12 protein-coding genes and 5 tRNA genes are annotated in these 18,091 nt (G+C 49.9%); 16 read left to right on the top strand and 1 reads right to left on the bottom strand.

From position 1 onward, the window contains the following. Positions 1-3,011, bottom strand: a 3,011-nt coding sequence (locus GX135_05435) for a hypothetical protein (protein NLN85527.1), incomplete at its 3' end; no start/stop codon positions are given. A 280-nt stretch (positions 3,012-3,291) separates the two neighbouring features. On the opposite strand from GX135_05435, the gene GX135_05430 reads away from it, so the two are divergent. The 16 genes from GX135_05430 to rpoC all read left to right on the top strand — a co-directional run. Next, complete coding sequence (locus GX135_05430; protein NLN85526.1) at positions 3,292-5,625, top strand: OmpA family protein; 2,334 nt, start codon at positions 3,292-3,294, stop codon at positions 5,623-5,625. Positions 5,626-5,985: 360 nt separating this feature from the next. Next, positions 5,986-6,060 (top strand) — tRNA-Thr (locus GX135_05425). An 8-nt stretch (positions 6,061-6,068) separates the two neighbouring features. Beyond that, positions 6,069-6,154, top strand: a tRNA-Tyr gene (locus tag GX135_05420). Positions 6,155-6,173: 19 nt separating this feature from the next. After that, positions 6,174-6,249 (top strand) — tRNA-Gly (locus tag GX135_05415). Positions 6,250-6,287: 38 nt separating this feature from the next. Next, a tRNA-Thr gene (locus GX135_05410) sits at positions 6,288-6,363 on the top strand. A 71-nt stretch (positions 6,364-6,434) separates the two neighbouring features. Continuing rightward, positions 6,435-7,619: an elongation factor Tu gene (tuf, locus tag GX135_05405; GenBank protein ID NLN85525.1), complete on the top strand. Its 1,185-nt coding sequence runs from the start codon at positions 6,435-6,437 to the stop codon at positions 7,617-7,619. A gap of 17 nt (positions 7,620-7,636) precedes the next feature. After that, positions 7,637-7,783: a 50S ribosomal protein L33 gene (rpmG, locus tag GX135_05400; protein NLN85524.1), complete on the top strand. Its 147-nt coding sequence runs from the start codon at positions 7,637-7,639 to the stop codon at positions 7,781-7,783. A gap of 11 nt (positions 7,784-7,794) precedes the next feature. Further along, positions 7,795-7,870 (top strand) — tRNA-Trp (locus GX135_05395). 52 nt (positions 7,871-7,922) lie between these two features. Beyond that, complete coding sequence (gene secE / locus GX135_05390) at positions 7,923-8,105, top strand: preprotein translocase subunit SecE (GenBank protein ID NLN85523.1); 183 nt, start codon at positions 7,923-7,925, stop codon at positions 8,103-8,105. Between the two features lie 21 nt (positions 8,106-8,126). Further along, positions 8,127-8,663: a transcription termination/antitermination factor NusG gene (gene nusG, locus GX135_05385; protein NLN85522.1), complete on the top strand. Its 537-nt coding sequence runs from the start codon at positions 8,127-8,129 to the stop codon at positions 8,661-8,663. A gap of 16 nt (positions 8,664-8,679) precedes the next feature. Next, the gene (gene rplK, locus GX135_05380) at positions 8,680-9,111 is read left to right on the top strand and encodes a 50S ribosomal protein L11 (GenBank protein ID NLN85521.1); all 432 of its coding nucleotides are present in this window, start codon (positions 8,680-8,682) and stop codon (positions 9,109-9,111) included. A 39-nt stretch (positions 9,112-9,150) separates the two neighbouring features. After that, positions 9,151-9,855, top strand: a complete 705-nt coding sequence (locus tag GX135_05375; protein NLN85520.1) for a 50S ribosomal protein L1 — start codon at positions 9,151-9,153, stop codon at positions 9,853-9,855. A gap of 11 nt (positions 9,856-9,866) precedes the next feature. After that, positions 9,867-10,397 carry a 50S ribosomal protein L10 gene (locus GX135_05370; GenBank protein NLN85519.1) on the top strand — a complete coding sequence of 177 codons (531 nt, stop codon included), beginning with the start codon at positions 9,867-9,869 and terminating at the stop codon, positions 10,395-10,397. Positions 10,398-10,426: 29 nt separating this feature from the next. After that, positions 10,427-10,801, top strand: coding sequence for a 50S ribosomal protein L7/L12 (gene rplL, locus GX135_05365; protein ID NLN85518.1), 375 nt, complete (start codon positions 10,427-10,429; stop codon positions 10,799-10,801). A gap of 197 nt (positions 10,802-10,998) precedes the next feature. After that, positions 10,999-14,787 carry a DNA-directed RNA polymerase subunit beta gene (gene rpoB, locus GX135_05360; protein NLN85517.1) on the top strand — a complete coding sequence of 1,263 codons (3,789 nt, stop codon included), beginning with the start codon at positions 10,999-11,001 and terminating at the stop codon, positions 14,785-14,787. A 2-nt stretch (positions 14,788-14,789) separates the two neighbouring features. Then, positions 14,790-18,091: DNA-directed RNA polymerase subunit beta' (rpoC, locus tag GX135_05355; protein ID NLN85516.1), on the top strand; the 3,302-nt coding region annotated here is incomplete at its 3' end.

The raw sequence follows: 18,091 nt of genomic DNA, 5'->3' as shown, positions 1-18,091 counted from the left end.
GTGGTGGAAACGGATTGGGGATTGTTTGTGGCGGTGACGTCCAGATAGCGGGTGTCGATTCCGCTGCCGTTGTATTCGTAAATTCTGAACCAATAAAGTGTATTGGGGGTGAGGTTTGTGACCGTGCAGCCATTGAAGGGGATGTCTTCAAAGAACTGGGTGGCGCCGTTGAAAATCACCTGTTCGCCACTGCCGGTGTAGAAGGTGTTGGCGGTGGGGTCGCTGCCGTCAGCGGGAGTGGTGAAACTGTTGTTGGTGTTGATTTTAACCACCCGACGAGCGCCGTTTCCGGGCGTCCATTCCAAGGAAATGGAGGTGTAGGCTGGATAGCCGATGATGTCGTGGGCTTGCAAAGTGGGAGCTTCGATATTCTCGCTCGCCACCAAACCCGACAGAGGCAGGCTCACGCTGGGAGCGCCGGGGCTTGAATGAACCAGGTTTCCGCTGTAGGTTCCACTGGCGGAACCACTCAGGCGAACCAAAACCTGTCCGGAAAAAGTGGGGGAGACGCTGGTGGAATTGGCGCTGTAGCTGTTTCCGTTATTAGTGGAGATTTCAAAACCACTGGGAATGGAGATGGTGATGTTTTGGGTCAGATTCGCGGAGGAAAGACTGTAACTCTGTGGTTGAGAAGGTGTTCCGGTGGGGGTGGAGAAATGGCTGAAACCACCGCTGACATAGATGGCGGGGTCGCTGGTGGAAGTGGTGGTAACATCAATGGCGTTTGAATTCGCGCTGGTTCCGTAGGGGTTTTCAGCACGGACAAGATAGTGGTATAGCGTGTTTTCTTCCAAACCGGACACGAGGTGGCTGGAAATGTTGCCCACATTGAGGTTTTCGTAGCCGGGAACGTAGCTGATGGCTCTGGCGCGATGGTTGTGAGAGCCCAAATAATCGACGGTATCTTTGGGATAAAAATCCCACTCGCTTTCCAAAGTTGGAAATCCAGAGCTTGGGTTTTGGGTGATTCCGGAAGTTACGAAAGCCTTGCGCACCAGGGTTTTATCCATCGTCACATTGGACCCCGACCCCCAGTAGTATCCGGGGTTTTCTCCAATTCTGCCAAAAATATCGACGTAGGAAGCGGTGGATATTTTGTAAAGCGCCACGGCGTCGTTTCCGTTGAAATTCACCGCGGCGTTGTTGATTGCCGTCACACCCGAAGGCAGTTGCAAAGTCGCCGCGCTATTTTTGTAAACCACACAGGCACCGCTGGCCAGGTCTCCGGAAAGCTGGACGTTGTTGGTTGGAGAGCTGGCTCCATTGGCGAAAAGCTGGAGGCGGTAGTTTGAGAGGTCGATGGCGGCGCTGGTTCCGTTGTAGATTTCGATATATTTGTTGTCGCTGCTGCCTTCCACGTATTCGGAGATGAAGAGGTCTTCCACATCGGAACCGGTGTAAACATCGAGGCGGTAGGAACTTGCGTTTTCCACGCGGAGCCAGTTTGCGGTGAACCCGCCGGGGTTGATGGCGCTGGCTTCCAAAGCGAGAGGGACATCAGGATTGGAGCCGGAAATCACTGTACCGCTGCAAGATACGGTTTGGATTGAGGCGCCGGAGCTGTTTAAATCAATGTTTTTGTTGTTATAGTTTCCAGTGGGCAAACCTGCTTTCAAGCGAACATAAACGGTTGTGGGTGGGAGGCTTGAGCCATTGGGTTGAAGCGAGAGGGAGCCAGAGTAATCGCTTTGGGGGCTGAGGGAGATTTCAAATTCGTTCGGAGCGCTGATAATCAGGTTTGCATAGAGGTTTTGAGCGCTGACGTTGAAGCTTTTTTCGGAGGAAGGACCCAAGCCAAACATGTAGCTGAATCCGCTCAGGGAAGCAGGCGCCACCGTGATTCCGGGTTCCAAAACTGCTCCGCTGCAGACGACAGTTTCGGTTTGGGCGCCGAGAGTGGAAACGCTGATTTCTTCATTTATATAGTTTTGGGCGGGAAGTCCGGCTTTCAGTCTCACATAAATTGTTGTGGGGGAGAGGGTTCCGCCACTGGGAGACAGGTTGATGGTGTTTGTGGGAGAAAAGGCGGCTCCACCCTGAAGGGAAATCTCGTAATTTGATGAGGGTTTAACAGTTACATTTTGAATAAGTTCCGAACCTGACACGGTGAATTGTTGCTCTTGGGAAGGGCCGTTATTCAATATATAGTAGAATCCGGAAAGGTTCAGCGGGCTAACATTCAGGTGGGCAACGTGATGGGGCGTGATTTGCACGGAAATGTTGTCGAAAAACGAAGTTTGATTCGCGGCGGTGGAACCATGCCAAAAGGCGCCAAAATAGTTGAGTGAGTTTGAGGTGTAGGTGTTGTCGGTGGCGGTTCCCTGGGAGACCAGATTTCCGCTGAGGGGGTCGGCAAAAGCGGAACCTCCATCATTGCGCAGGAAAAGCTCCCATTTATTTGTGTTGGAATCGTAGGTCACTTTCACGCTCAGATATTCGGCTCCAAAATCAGTCAAACCGCTGGTGTTACTGGTGATTAGGTTCACGAGGCTGCCATTGGAGATTCCGCCGGTAAATTTTGCCAAGCGAACGGGGTCAGTATCGCCTGATTGTCCGTAAACCACGGCGTAGCCTGATCCCGAGGTTTTTACAGATTCATCGGTGGCGCCCAAAATGAAGGCGACGCCGTAGTTTCCGGAATCAAAACCGCCGGGGTTGGGTCGAATTTGTCTGATGTTGAAAACCCAGGTTATTTGACCGCTGTTGTTTGCCAAAATCCTATTGTAGGGCGCGCTGAAATTGGAGGTGAGATAATTGGCAAAGACCCAGCCGTCGGCATTTGTACTGCCACTGGCGTCGTTGGTTAATTCCAACTGGGCGGGGCTTGTGTTTCGGCGCGCTCCCCAATCCGCTCCAGAGCGGGTTACATACCATCCGCTGGAGCCAATCTGACCGGAAGTGGTCCAGTTCGCGCTCTGATAATTTGAAAAATCATCGTTAAAAACAGTGGTTTGAGCAAAAATAATTCCCCAAGCCAGAATCAGGGTCAAGAAAATCATATATTTTTTCATTGGGTCTCCATTTTTCTGCCAAGCGTCGGTTTGAAATTAACCGTGGCAATCGCGCAACTATTAGCGGCGTATAAACTTGCGAAACATGTCAGTGGGTTTTCGCCAGATGATGAAAAAATATGCAATTTCGATTCCACGGCAAGCTTGCCAAAAAGAAAATGGCTTTTTGTTGAAAATAATACACAGATAATAAAAGCAGATAATTTTTGTTCTTGACACCACAAGGGCTGTCATTTAGTTTGTAATCATCTGGAGAAACTTTTGAAAATACGAGGTGAACATGCTAAAAAGATCAAAAGCTATTCTTGTTACATTGTTGTTGCTGGCGTTGATGCCGGCAATCCATGCCTTCGAGAGCACCCTTTTGTTGGAAGGCGGGCTTGGCATTCCTTTGGATGACATTGAAGGCACGAATTCCAAAAAAGGCGCCTGGGCGGTTGCTTGGGATGCCTGGGCCATCAAAGATTGGCTTGGAGTGGGCATCAGCCCTTGGTTTGCCAACGTGGCAGTCCAGGGTGATGACCCAAACGAGTCATATTTTTCCTCATTGGAAGGGATTAATCTTTATCTGAAAGTCCGTCCCACCACGGTTGGGGCAATTAATTTTTCTGAAGACGCTTTTTTGAAGCGTATTTCGCCATTTGCCGAACTGGGCGCGGGTTGGTCCACCCATGGCAGTAAAGCCAATCCAGGCATCGCGGATAACCCCAGCGTCCCGGCTGGTTTCAGGGGACACTTCACCGTTCCGCACGCCGCCGCTGGTATTTCTTTCCTTTATAAGAAAAACATCGTCAGCGAACTGGGTGTGAAGTATAACCTCTTCACCAAGGACAACATTGACCTGGTGGAAACAGGCAAGATGAACGACGCGCTCCTGACACCCTACATCGGGGTGGGAATCAATTTCGGCGCCAAAAAAACTGTTCCTGTCGTGGCTGGAAACATCGATATCAAAGCCCAATTGGCAAGATTCAGCACCGAAGTGGGAACGCCTTCATTGCCACAGGCTTACGACCTGAAAGGAATCGACCTGAGCCAGGGAATCAGCTTGGAAGCTCCTGAAGCTTTTGAGATTTCCATCGATGGTAAAAACTACTATCCAAGCCTGGAATTGCCCGCTGGCTTTGATGGTCGCGTTTTGGTTCGTCTCACCGGCGCCAAGAAAGGCGTTTACGAAGGCTATATCAGCCATGCCAGCAAGGGCGCCACTCCCATGTTGCTTCCCGTGTTTGGAACCGTTACCGACAAGGTTGTGCAGCCTGTTCTGAAGCTCGACGCGAAGCTGGGCTCTTTTACCACAGTACAGGGAACCCCTTCCGCCGCTCAGGCTTACAAGATTTCTGGAACCAATTTGACTGGCAAAATCCAGGTTGAAGCCCCGGAAGGATTTGAGCTTTCCATCGACGGAGGCAAAACTTGGAAAAAAGCCGCGACAGTTGACGCTGGCTTCGACGGAGACTTTTTGGTTCGCCTCACTGGCGCCAAAGCCGGCGAATTTGGCGGCACCTTGAATCACGATAGCGAAGGCGCCAACAGGGTTGCCCTGCCGGTTTTGGGAGTGGTGACACTTCCCGACGCGCCCAAGCTTCCTCAAATCAGGCTGCAAGCTGGCGACCTTAAAACATTCTCCACCGAAGTGGGCAAACCTTCCGCCGCGCAAAGCTATAAAATCAAGGGTGAAAACCTGAAGGGCGATATTGACATCACCGCGCCGGCAGGTTTTGAATTCTCCCTGGATGGCGGCAAAACCTATGCTCATTCGATGATTGTGCCCGGAAGTATCGACAGGGAAATCCTGGTTCGTCTCACCGGTGCCAAAGCCGGAAACTTTAGCGGCAGCATCGATCACGCCAGCAAAGACGCCACAACGTTCAAACTTCCCGTGATTGGAACAGTGACCGACCTGAAAGTCCCGGCCATTCCGGAACTGAATTTGAGCCTGCAAAACCTGAAACCTTTCAACACGGAACTGGGCACGCCCTCCGCTCCGCAGAACTATAAACTGAACGGGTTGAACCTGACTGGAAACATCCAGCTCAACGCCCCGGAAGGTTTTGAGATTTCTGTGGATGGCGGAAAGACCTGGAAGCCAAGCGCCACCGTCAATCCCAATTTCTCCGGAGACGTCTGGGTGAGACTGAAGGGCGACAAGGTTGGCAATTTCGCCGGCGCCATCGACCACAAGAGCGAAGGCGCGGTGACCCTGCCCATGCCATTGGTTGGAACAGTGTCCGCTCCGAAACCCGCCGGTCCCAGCGATGAAGACCTCCTGGCACAAGAGCTGGCAAAGCTCATCGTCCATTTCGACACCAACCTCTACGTGATTCGCGACGGTGATAAACCAGCCTTGGACCGCGTGGCGGAATTCCTTAAAAAACTGCCCGATACAATGGTCGAAATCCAAGGCCACACCGACAGCCAAGGCAGCGACAAGATTAACGAACCGCTTTCCCACAACCGTGCCAAAGTGGTGAAGGATTATCTGGTTGCCAGAGGCGTGGACGGGGAACAAATCGAAATCAAGGGCTACAGCTCAAAAGATCCCATCGCCACCAACAGCACAGCGGCTGGACGTCAGGAAAACCGCCGAGCTCAAATGGTTATCATCAAATAGCAAAACGCAAGTTCTGATTAGATAAAAAAGGGCTCACCCGCCAAGGTGGGCCCTTTTATCAATCCAAACTTTTTCTTAAAAAAGTAAAGGAATACTAAGGGCGGCAAGAGGGAGGCAACCCGAAAAAGCCACAATCATTCAATCTTGATGGAACAGAAAAAATTCAGACGCCATCTTTGAAGAAAGCGCAGGCAGCTCAGCTAAAATCCGAACCTTCTAAAAAAAATAAAAGCTGTTCTTGACAAAAAAGGGGACTAATAATTTTTTGTACCGAACCGGGTTTTTCGGTTGAATCATAGAGTGAAGCAAGAAAAGTTATTGACAGAATTCTGGTGTTGGAAATACATGGTACTTCTTGACGCCGATGTAGCTCAATGGCAGAGCAATTGATTTGTAATCAATAGGTTGGGGGTTCAACTCCCTTCATCGGCTCCAGAAATTGTGGACAGGTGGTCGAGTGGTTAATGGCACTGGGCTGTAAACCCAGCGACGAGAGTCTACGGAGGTTCGAATCCTCCCCTGTCCACCACTTTTTTTTGAGAATGCCAGCGGGAATAGCTCAGTTGGTAGAGCATCAGCCTTCCAAGCTGAGGGTCGCGGGTTCGAACCCCGTTTCCCGCTCCATTTTCATGTATCCAAACGCCTTATATCTGAAGATTTTAGCTCAAGTAGCTCAGCAGGTAGAGCACCTCCTTGGTAAGGAGGAGGTCATCGGTTCGAGTCCGATCTTGAGCTCCACTTTCTTTATCGATAAGATTAAAAATAACAAAACACGACGTGGGATCCGCGAGCGGGTCCCAGGAGGAAAAATGGCAAAAGAAAAATTCGTTCGTACCAAGCCGCACGTCAACATTGGTACGATTGGCCACATCGATCATGGCAAAACAACGTTGACCGCAGCTATCACTGCGTATTTGAGCAAAAAGGGCGGCGCGCAAGTCCGTAGCTTTGACAGCATCGACAACGCGCCGGAAGAAAAAGCGCGTGGTATTACAATCGCCACGTCCCACGTAGAGTATGAGACCGAAGGCCGTCACTACGCGCATGTTGACTGCCCCGGCCACGCCGACTATATCAAAAACATGATTACCGGCGCAGCACAAATGGACGGAGCCATCCTCGTCGTAAGCGCCGCGGACGGCCCCATGCCCCAGACCCGCGAACATATCCTGCTCGCCCGTCAAGTGGGCGTGCCTGCCATCGTGGTGTTCATGAACAAGATTGATATGGTTGATGATCCTGAACTTTTGGACCTGGTGGAAATGGAAGTTCGCGAACTTCTGGAAAAATATGATTTCCCCGGCAGCGACATCCCCGTGATTCGCGGTTCAGCTCTCAAGGCTTTGAACCAGGATCCCGAGGCTGAAGCCCAGATCCAGGAACTGATGGACGCCGTGGACAGCTATGTCCCGCAACCCGACCGCGCCACCGACAAACCCTTCCTGCTTCCCGTGGAAGACGTATTTTCCATTCCGGGACGCGGAACCGTGGCCACTGGCCGTGTGGAACGTGGCGTCATCAAAGTTGGTGACAAAGTTGAACGCGTTGGCATCCGTGAAACCGTTGAAACCACCTGCACCGGTGTGGAAATGTTCCGCAAGCTTCTTGACGAAGCCCAGGCTGGAGACAACATTGGCGTTCTGCTGCGCGGATTCGCCAAAGATGACGTTGAGCGTGGAATGGTTTTGGCCAAACCCAAATCCATCACCCCTCACATCAGATTCACCGGACAGACCTACGTTCTGACCGCTGAGGAAGGTGGACGCAAGAATCCCTTCCGCACGGGATATCGTCCCCAGTTCTATTTCCGTACCACCGACGTGACCGGTTCTCTGACCCTTCCCGATGGTGTGTTGATGGTTATGCCTGGTGATAACGTTGAAATCACCGCTGAACTCATCACTCCCATCGCCATGGAGCAGGGTCTGCGTTTCGCCATCCGCGAAGGCGGTCGGACCATCGGAAGCGGCGTGGTTGGCGCCATCGTCGAATAAGCCCTGGATGATCTAAAATGAGAGATATCATTATCTTGGCTTGCGAGGATTGCAAAAACCGCAATTACACAACCACACGTAACAAGCGCAAGCATCCCAGCAGATTGGAGCTGAAAAAGTTTTGCCCCAACTGCCGGAAACACACGCTGCACAAACAGCGCTAAATATATGTTGCAGGACAGTAGTTCAATTGGTAGAGCACCGGTCTCCAAAACCGGGGGTTGCGGGTTCGATTCCTGCCTGTCCTGCCACATTTTATTTTGAGCGGAGCCTGGCTCCCTTAATGGTGAAACAATGAAAACCATGTTCAATAAGATTGGCCACTTTTTTCATGATGTGGCAAGTGAAATGCGCGCAGTGTCCTGGCCCACCATGGACGACATCAGGGAAGGAACGGTCGTTGTGATCGTTATTTCTGGTATCGTGGCGCTGTTTTTGGCTTTGGTGGATTTTGGCTTTGGCCAATTGGTGAAACTTCTTTTTTAAAGAGGGAAAATGGCAGAGGCAATGAAGTGGTATGCGATCCATACCTATTCTTCGCATGAGAACAAGGTGAAAACAGCCATCGAAAAAGGGCTGGAAGGAACCGAGCTCGCGAACCATGTGGGGCAGTTGCTTGTGCCGCTGCGAAAGGCCTTCATCATTCGCGAAGGCAAGAGGGTGGAGCAGGAACGCAAACTGTTCACCAGCTACGTTTTCATCGAAGCGGATTTGACTCCGCAGCTTCGCACCTACATTTTGGGCATCGCTGGGGTCACAAAGTTTTTGGGCCAAAGCAGGGATCATAAAGACCCCATCCCTTTGGACGAAGAAGAAGTTAACCGCCTTCTGGGCATCGCGGACAGAGAAAAAGAGCCGGGTAAATTGTTCGATTACATGCCCGGTGATATGGTTAAGGTTACCACTGGCCCCTTCACGGATTTTGAAGGAATCGTGCAAAAGGTTGCAGACGACGGCCAAAAGCTGGTGATCGACGTGACTGTGTTTGGCAGGCGTACCCCGGTTGAGCTTAGTGCCAACCAAGTGGAAATTTTGAAAAAATAAACATTGAGGAATAAAAATGGCGAAACCTAAAGACGTTGTGGCAATGCTGAAGCTTCAGCTTCCCGCTGGCAAAGCGACCCCGGCCCCTCCGGTTGGACCGGCTTTGGGCCAGGTGGGAGTGAATATTCCCGAATTTTGCCGCCAGTTCAATGAAAAAACAGCCGACCAGCCCGGGATGATTTTCCCCGTGGTTATTTATGTCGCCAAAAATAAATCCTTCACTTTTGAGATCAAGACACCACCTGCGTCGATTTTGATCAAGAAAGAGGCCGGTTTGGCCAAAGGTTCGTCCACACCAAATAAAGAAAAGGTGGGACACATCAATCAAGAACAGCTGCGCAATATCGCCCAGCAGAAAATGCAGGATTTAAACTGTAATACCCTTGAATCTGCTATGAGTATGATCGCTGGCACTGCAAGGAGTATGGGAGTCGTCGTTGACGACTGACCCGCCTTGTGCAGGAGATAATATTCATAAGGAGAGTCAATGAAACATAGCAAAAGGTACAACACTGCCTACGGGATGTATGACCGCCAGAAACGCTATGAACTTGACGAAGCGCTCAAGATTTTGAAAGCCGTTCCGACTTCAAAATTCGATGAGACGGTTGAAGTTCATCTGAATCTGGGGGTCGATCCCCGCAAAGCCGATCAGCAAATCCGAAATTCGCTTGTTTTGCCCCATGGAACGGGCAAGATTTCGCGTGTTTTGGTTTTTGCAGAAGGCGAAAAGGCAGACGAGGCCAGGAATGCCGGTGCCGATCACGTTGGCTTGGATGATCTGATGGAAAAGATTTCGGGCGGATGGTTCGAATTCGACGTCGTGATCACCACACCCACGATGATGGGCAAAATCGGCAAACTGGGAAGGGTGTTGGGTCCGCGCGGCCTGATGCCCAATCCAAAGGTTGGTACCGTGACCATGGACATCGGAAAAGCCGTTGAGGAAAGCAAGGGCGGTAAAATCGCCTACAGGGTGGACAAATTTGCGAATTTGCACATCCCCGCTGGAAAAATCAGCTTTTCCCCAGAGATGCTCAGAGACAATATCAAAGCCATCCTGGCAGCGATATTGAAAGAACGCCCGCCCACAATGAAAGGCGTGTTCATCAAGAGCATAACTCTTTGCACCACCATGGGTCCCGGGATCAAGCTGCAAATCGCAAGCGCAACTCTGGCAGCGAAGAGCTAAAGGAGAGAAAAATGGTTCAAAATGTTAAATATGACATTGTTGCACAATTGAAAGAACGTTTAGAAGGCGCCAAAGCGATCGTACTGGTGGATTACAAGGGAATAAATGTGGAACAGGTGAGCCAACTGCGGAACAACTATCGTGACGTGGAAGTGGATTACCTGGTTCAAAAGAACACCCTGATCAAGATAGCCCTGAACGATTTGGGCATCAACGAACTTGACGAATTTTTGGTGGGACCCACTGCGCTTGCCATCTGCAAAAGCGATGAGGTTGCCCCCGCCAGAGTGCTGGTCAAATTCATTAAGGAAGTGATGGAAGACGCGGAGTTTCCCAGTTTTAAGGTTGGATTTGTGGCTGGTCAGGTCTATGACCAAGCCCAGTTGATTTCCCTGGCAAAACTGCCCACCCGCGATGAACTCCTATCCAAGGTCATGGGCAGCTTGAATGCCCCGATCACAAACTTCCTGAACGCATCACAAGGTGTCGCCCGTAAATTAGTCTACGCGCTTGATGCCATTGCCAAAACCAAGGCAAGCTAACCAAAATATATAATTTCCTGGAGGAAAAAATGTCCGATAAAATAACTCAAGTAATTGACCTGATTTCTGAAATGAGTCTGCTTGAAGTTGCTGAACTCGTTGAAGCGATGGAAGAGAAATTTGGCGTTTCCGCCGCCGCTCCCGTTGCTGTTGCCGCCGCTCCCGCAGCTGGCCCTGAAGCCAAGGAAGAACAGACCGAATTTGACGTCATTCTGAACAGCGCAGGCGAGAAAAAGATCAACGTTATCAAGGTTGTGCGTGAGATCACCAAACTTGGGCTGAAGGAAGCCAAAGATCTGGTTGACGGCGCGCCCAAAATGGTTGTGGAAAAAGTCAGCAAAGAAGAAGCGGAATCAGTTCAGAAAAAACTCGAAGAAGTCGGTGCTTCTGTCGAAGTTAAATAGGGCTGAAATCCCTTATACGATGTCCAAAAAAAGTCCCCCGGGACTTTTTTTGGACTTGTTATGTCTAAATTCGCAAATCTGTTCTCATTGTCCCGCCAACACCTCGATTTTTGGCAGATTATTCACTTTGCACAATCGAGAGTGCGCAAGCAACACACTATTCACGAGACGGTTAGAGACCGCAAAGGAGTGAGCTTTTGAGAAAGATCAAGAGTTTTTCCAAGATATCCGGCCGCTTTGCCGAGCTTGGCATCCCGGAAGTGGAAATTCCCAATCTGCTGGCTATGCAAGTGGATTCGTTCGACTATTTTTTACAAAAGGACATCCGTCCTCAAAGCCGTGAGAAGAAAGGTCTTCAGGCTGTTTTTGAATCCACCTTCCCCATTGAGGATAACAAGGGCAATTTCCAGTTGGAATTCATGGAATACAATGTTCTGCAGGAAAAATATTCAATTGATGAATGCCGCGAAAGAAACCTTTCCTACCAGGCACCGCTGAAAGTGCGGCTGCGGCTATCCATCTATGAGCAAACCGAAGAAGAACGCCTGGTTCAAGACGTTATTGAACAGGAAGTGTTTTTGGGTGAAGTGCCCCTGATTACAGACCAGGGCACCTTCATCATCAATGGAGCTGAAAGGGTTGTGATTTCCCAGCTTCAGCGTTCACCCGGCGTCTTTTTCTCGGAAAGCAAACATCCCAGCGGCAAGACTCTTTATTCCGCCAAAGTGATTCCATATAACGGTTCCTGGCTGGAATTCAACATCGATATCCACGACGTGATGTATGTTCATATCGATAAACGTCGCAAGCTGCCGGTCACTGTTATCCTGCGTGCCATCGGGATTTCCACAAATGAAGACTTGCGTAAAACATTCTATAAAACAGAAAAGCTGAATTTGAAAAAAGCCAGGGGTCGCCACCTCTATAAAGATATCACAGTGAAAGGCGTTGAAGATGCCGTGGCTCTGGCGAACGAACAAATTACCGATACGCTTGTGAAAACCCTGGAAACTCACGGCATAAAAACCGTTGAGGTGATTGACTATGATTTTGAAATCGCCCGCAAAGTATTGGAAAACACCATCGCCAAGGATCCAACAGAAAACCAGGAAGACGCGCTGAAAAAGGTCTACAGCCTCATCAGGCCAGGCGAAGACGCCACCCTGGAGGCTGCGAAGGACCTGGTTGACCGTATGTTTTTCACCGAAAAACGTTATAATTTGGACAAGGTGGGGCGCTATAAAATCAACACTCGCCTGGATATCGATGTGGATCCCAATTGCATGACCCTTTGCGTGGAGGATTTTGTCCATATTTTCAAAACCTTGGTCAATATCTACAATGACCAGGATGAAATCGACGATATCGACAGCCTCTCAAACCGCCGGGTTCGCACAGTTGGTGAACTGTTGGAAGAACAGTTCAAAACGGGACTTTCCATGGTTTCCCGCATCATCCAGGAGCGCATGGCAATCTCGAACACTGATGAAGTTACCGTTCATGACTTGGTGAACAGCAATGCCCTCATCTCGGTTGTCCAATCATTTTTCCTCACTGGCCAGCTTTCCCAATTTATGGAACAGACGAACCCTCTGGCTTCCCTCAGACATAAAAGAGCGTTTTCCGCTCTTGGCCCCGGCGGGCTTACCCGCGAACGGGCTGGTTTTGAGGTTCGTGACGTTCACGCCACCCACTATGGCAGAATTTGTCCCATCGAAACTCCCGAAGGACCAAATATCGGGCTCATTGTTTCACCTTCCATCTATTCGAGGATAAATCAGTTTGGTTTCATGGAAACCCCATATCGCAAGATTGTGGATGGAAAAGTGACCTCAGAATATGTCTTTTTGGACGCTGTTCAGGAAGATAAATATATCATTGCCCAATGCGATATTACTTTGGATGAAGATCGCCGGATTACGAATGAAACAGTCTTTGCTCGTGACAAAGGCGATTTTATCCTGGTCGATCCCAAACAAGTTCATTTCATGGATGTTGCGCCTCAGCAAATGGTTTCCGTCTCCGCGTCCATGATTCCATTTTTGGAGCATGACGACGCAAACCGAGCCCTGATGGGTTCGAACATGCAACGCCAGGCTGTACCGTTAATCAATCCGGTTGCGCCCATTGTTGGCACTGGCATGGAAAAAATTGCCACCATGGACACTTCAAACATTGCCGTGGCACCCTACGACGGCATTGTGACAAATGTCACCTCTGCCTACGTGGAAATCAAGCCGCTCAGTGAAAAGGACGAGGTGTTTTACCTCGGCACAGGCAATCGCATTGAACTTAAAAAGTTCGAGCGTACGAACCAGGATACCTGCAACAACCAGCGCCCTGTGGTTCGCATTGGCGACCAAGTTCGCAAAGGTCAGCCTATTTCTGATGGTGCCTGCGTGGAAGACAACCGTCTTGCGCTGGGTGCCAACCTGTTGGTTGCCTTCATGCCCTGGTATGGCTATAACTATGAAGATGCCATCATTTTAAGCGAAAAAGTGGCCCGCGATGACAGCCTCACCTCCATCTACATCGAAGAGATGGAAGTGTTGGTTCGCAATGTGAAAAACGGCCGTGAAGAACTGGCATACGACATTCCCAACGTTCCACCTTATGCCCTCAGAAATCTTGATAAAACAGGCATTGTCCGGGTTGGTTCGGTAATCGAGGCTGGTGATATCATCGTTGGAAAAGTGACTCCCAAAAGCATAGAAATTGACCCCTCACCCGAAGAAAACCTGATGCGAGCCCTTTTTGGCGACCGCGCCGGGGATTTCACAAACAGCTCCCTGAAGGCCAAACCTGGCATGGAAGGCGTGGTTATCGACGTGAAAGTGTTTTCCCGCTTGGAAGATGGTATTGAAATGGATGAGGACAAGGATGAAAAGTATGCCAAGCTGAAAAAAGACTTGAGCCTGCGCCGCAAGAAGGTGGAGGAATTCAAGGCAGAAAAGCTTTCAGCCGCCCTCTTGGGTCAAAAAGCGCAAACCATCTGGGACGAAAAGACTAATATCTATTTCATTCCATCCGGTAAAAAAATTACCAAGGCCGATATCGCACGTATCAATTTCAAAAAACTGGATATGGATGAACAACTGGTGCAGGATCAGGAAGAAAACGACAAGATCTACGGCGAAATCATCTTAAAGATAAAACAGTCCTTGGAGCAAAGCGAGAATATCTACCGCAAATCCCGCGAACGCATTAAACATGGAGACGAACTCCAATATGGCGTGCGCAAAATGGTGAAAGTATTTGTGGCTAAAAAGCGCAAAATTGAAGTGGGCGATAAAATGGCGGGACGTCATGGAAATAAAGGTGTTATCTCCATTGTGGCTCCCATCGAAGACATGCCTTTCATGGAAGATGGAACCCCTGTGGATATCGTTTTGAATCCTCTGGGCGTGCCTTCTCGTATGAACATCGGTCAAATCATGGAAACCCACCTCGGCATGGCAGCCCACGTTTTGGGCTATGAAGTGGAAACTCCCATTTTCGATGGTGCTTCCGTGGAGGAAATCGAAGCCGCGTTGAAAGAAGCGAATCTGCCCGCCGATGGCAAGCAGGTATTGTACGATGGAAAAACCGGCGAACCTTTCAAGGAACGTGTCACTGTGGGAATTATTTATATGATGAAACTTAACCACCTTGTGGCCGACAAAATGCACGCTCGCTCCACTGGACCCTACTCGCTCATCACGCAGCAGCCTTTGGGTGGGAAAGCTCAACACGGCGGTCAAAGACTGGGAGAGATGGAGGTTTGGGCACTGGAAGCCTATGGCGCAGCCCACCTTCTGGAAGAAATGCTCACCATTAAAAGCGACGACGTGGATGGACGCAACAATGCCTTTAAAGCCATCACACGTGGAGAGAACCCACCGCCTCCGGGAGTTCCAGAATCGTTTAATGTGCTTATCAGTGAGCTTAAATCCTTGGGATTCGATATTGAGTTTCTCAAGGAAAATGAAAAGGGCGAAGTGAGGTAAACATGTTGAAAGACACACGCCGTGAGATCCGCCCCAACGAATATGATTTGGTTCGTATCAAACTGGCTTCGTCGGAAACCATAATTAACGAATGGTCGCATGGCGAAGTTACCAAACCCGATACTTTAAACTACCGCACCCTAAAACCCGAAAAAGACGGCCTTTTCTGTGAAAGAATTTTTGGCCCCGAACGGGACTATGAATGTGCCTGCGGAAAATATAAGAAAAAACGTTTTCAGAACACAGTTTGCGATCGCTGTAATGTGTTGGTAACCAGCTCCAGAGTGCGCCGCACCCGTATGGGACATATTGCCCTCGCGGTACCCATTGCGCACATCTGGTTCGTAAAAAGCGCTCCCAGCAAGATTGGCACTCTGTTGGATATGACCGTGAAGGATTTGGAACGCATCCTCTATTATGAATCCTTCATCGTGATTGACCCGGGTGATACCCCCTATGAAAAATATGAATTGATCGAAGTGGATGAATATTACGAGATTAGGGATAAAGTGGGGGATAATTTCATTGCCATGATGGGTGCCGAAGCCATTCGCGAGTTGCTTGAGCGCATTGATCTTCATAACGAAGCTCTTAATATCCGCTCCCGCCTCAAAATGGAAAAAGCGGCACTACACAAACAGAAGCTGATTAACAAGCTTCGAATTGTGGACGCCTTCATAAAATCTGGAAACAAACCCGAATATATGGTGATGGAAGCCCTGCCCGTTTTACCACCCACGCTCAGACCATTGGTCCCGCTGGAAGGCGGGCGCTTTGCCACTGCGGACTTCAATGATCTCTACCGCAGGGTCATCACTCGCAACAATCGTTTGAAACAGCTTTTGGATATTCGCGCCCCTGAAGTGATTTTGCGCAACGAAAAACGTATGCTCCAGGAAGCCGTGGATGCTTTGATTGACAACTCTCGTAAGGCACGTCCAGTGCGGGGTAGAGGCAATCGTCCCCTGAAATCTCTGACCGATCAATTGAAGGGTAAACAGGGACGCTTCCGCCAAAACTTGCTGGGTAAACGTGTTGACTATTCTGGCCGCTCTGTGATTACAGTGGGACCGGAGCTAAAACTCTATCAATGTGGCATCCCCAAAGAAATGGCGGTTGAACTTTTCAAACCTTATCTGATTGAACGCCTGCAAAAAATGGGCGAAGCAGATAAGGTGAAAAACGCCAAGAAGCTCATCGAGAAAAAGCAGCCCGAGATTTGGTCGATTCTGGAAGATGTTATCAAAGACTATCCCGTATTGCTGAACCGTGCGCCCACTCTTCACCGGCTGGGAATCCAGGCTTTCATGCCAGTTTTGACCGACGACAAAGCCATCCAAATTCATCCGATGGTCTGCGTTCCTTTCAACGCGGACTTTGATGGTGACCAGATGGGCGTATACGTTCCTCTTTCGCATGAAGCCCAGATTGAGGCCCGCATCCTGATGCTTTCCACCCGAAATTTGCTTTTGCCCTCAAACGGCAGGTTGGCAATGGCGGCAAACCAAGACATCGTTTTGGGTTGCTACTACCTCACCATGGAGGTAACACCTGAACCAACCGATATCACCACGCTCCGCCATTTTTATGGCATGGACGAGGTTATCGCTGCCTACGAATCACAGGAACAGACATATTCCGTGAAGGGCGAGGTGCCGGGAGAGCGCGAGCTCGATCTTCACACTTGGATTAGGGTGAAAATCGATGGTGAATATATCGTTACCACCGTGGGACGTGTGGTTTTCAACCAAATCATCCCCGCGGAAGTGGGATTCCAGAACCTGATTTACGATAAAGGCAAACTCAACGACCTCGCCATGCAATGTTTTGACGCTGTGGGTCAGTGGCGTACAGCCCAGTTTTTGGATGAACTGAAAGAAGTGGGCTTTGGCTATGCCACCCGCGCTGGAGTGACCTTCAGTTTTAGCGATATCATTGTGCCCAAACGCAAAGACGAGATTATCGACCAGTCCGAGGAAGATGTCAAAAAGGTTTTTGATCTCTACCAAAAAGGCGGCATCACCGAAAGTGAACGCTTTGGTCGTGTTGTGGATCTTTGGAAAAAAACCACCGTCCGCGTCACAGACGAAATGATGGAAGACCTCTCTCACAGCAGAAGCGGTTTAAACTCCATCTATATGATGTACAAATCCGGTGCACGCGGCAGCAAAGACCAGATCAAACAGCTGGGCGGAATGCGTGGCTTGATGGATAAACCCGCTAAAATAGGCGCCACCGGTGGTGCGGAAGTGATTGAAACCCCTATCAAATCAAACTTCCGTGATGGCCTGACTGTGTTGGAATACTTCGTTTCCACCCACGGTGCTCGTAAAGGCTTGGCGGACACCGCTTTGAAAACAGCGGACGCCGGCTATTTGACCCGTCGCTTGGTGGACGTGGCTCAAAATGCCACCATCTCCAAGGAGGATTGCGGAACAGGCCGCGGCATCCACATGAATATCCTCAAGGAAGGAAACGAAGTGGTTGCCACCCTGGCCGAACGTATTCAAGGCAGGACGGCTGTTGACGATGTGATTGATCCTGTTACCGGCAAAATTCTGGTCCACAGTGGCCAGGAAATCAGCAATAAAATGGCTCGCACCATCCAAAACCATGGCGTAATCGCGGTTCATGTACGTTCTGTTCTCACTTGTGAGGCCGAGCGTGGCATCTGCGCCAAATGTTACGGACGCAACCTGGCCACCCAAAAACCTGCCACCATTGGTGACCCTGTGGGCATCATTGCGGCTCAAAGCATTGGCGAGCCGGGCACCCAGCTCACTCTGCGAACCTTCCACATCGGTGGAGCGGCATCAACCGCCACAGACCTCGCAGAAGTTGCATCAAACCATGATGGCATCGTGAAATTTGACCGCATGAACACTGTCACAAACATTGACGATCAGCTCATCTCGGTCAGCCACTTGGGTCGTATCCTGGTGTGCGAAGAGGAAGATGAAAGCAAGGTTTTGGAAGAATACAAGGTGGAATATGCCGCCACAGTGCACGTTCGCGACGGCCAAAAAATTGCGATGAATACGAAGATCCTCAGTTGGGACCAATTCAACAACCCGCTCATTTCCACAGGAAAAGGTGTGCTCCACTATGAAAACTTCATCAAGGACATCACCTACAAAGAAGAATATAACGACATCACATTCTCCCACGATATTGTGATTATCGAATCCAAAGACCGCAAAAAGCAGCCCCAGTTCCGCATCGTTGGCGAATCCGGCAGTTCGGTTCTGATTCCTCTGCCCACAGATCTTGTGGTGCGGGTGACAGATGGCAGCTTTGTGCATAC

The organism is Candidatus Cloacimonadota bacterium (assembly GCA_012522635.1).
Classification (GTDB): domain Bacteria; phylum Cloacimonadota; class Cloacimonadia; order Cloacimonadales; family Cloacimonadaceae; genus Syntrophosphaera.
This window is presented reverse-complemented; position numbering and strand designations above follow the sequence as displayed.

Bases quoted from the DNA above. Each gene is read 5' to 3' on its own strand.
- nusG (NLN85522.1), top strand. From the start codon at position 8,127: ATGAAGTGGTATGCGATCCATACCTATTCTTCGCATGAGAACAAGGTG.
- rpmG (NLN85524.1), top strand. From the start codon at position 7,637: ATGAGAGATATCATTATCTTGGCTTGCGAGGATTGCAAAAACCGCAAT.
- rplK (NLN85521.1), top strand. From the start codon at position 8,680: ATGGCGAAACCTAAAGACGTTGTGGCAATGCTGAAGCTTCAGCTTCCC.
- tuf (NLN85525.1), top strand. From the start codon at position 6,435: ATGGCAAAAGAAAAATTCGTTCGTACCAAGCCGCACGTCAACATTGGT.
- secE (NLN85523.1), top strand. From the start codon at position 7,923: ATGTTCAATAAGATTGGCCACTTTTTTCATGATGTGGCAAGTGAAATG.
- GX135_05370 (NLN85519.1), top strand. From the start codon at position 9,867: ATGGTTCAAAATGTTAAATATGACATTGTTGCACAATTGAAAGAACGT.
- GX135_05430 (NLN85526.1), top strand. From the start codon at position 3,292: ATGCTAAAAAGATCAAAAGCTATTCTTGTTACATTGTTGTTGCTGGCG.
- GX135_05375 (NLN85520.1), top strand. From the start codon at position 9,151: ATGAAACATAGCAAAAGGTACAACACTGCCTACGGGATGTATGACCGC.
- rplL (NLN85518.1), top strand. From the start codon at position 10,427: ATGTCCGATAAAATAACTCAAGTAATTGACCTGATTTCTGAAATGAGT.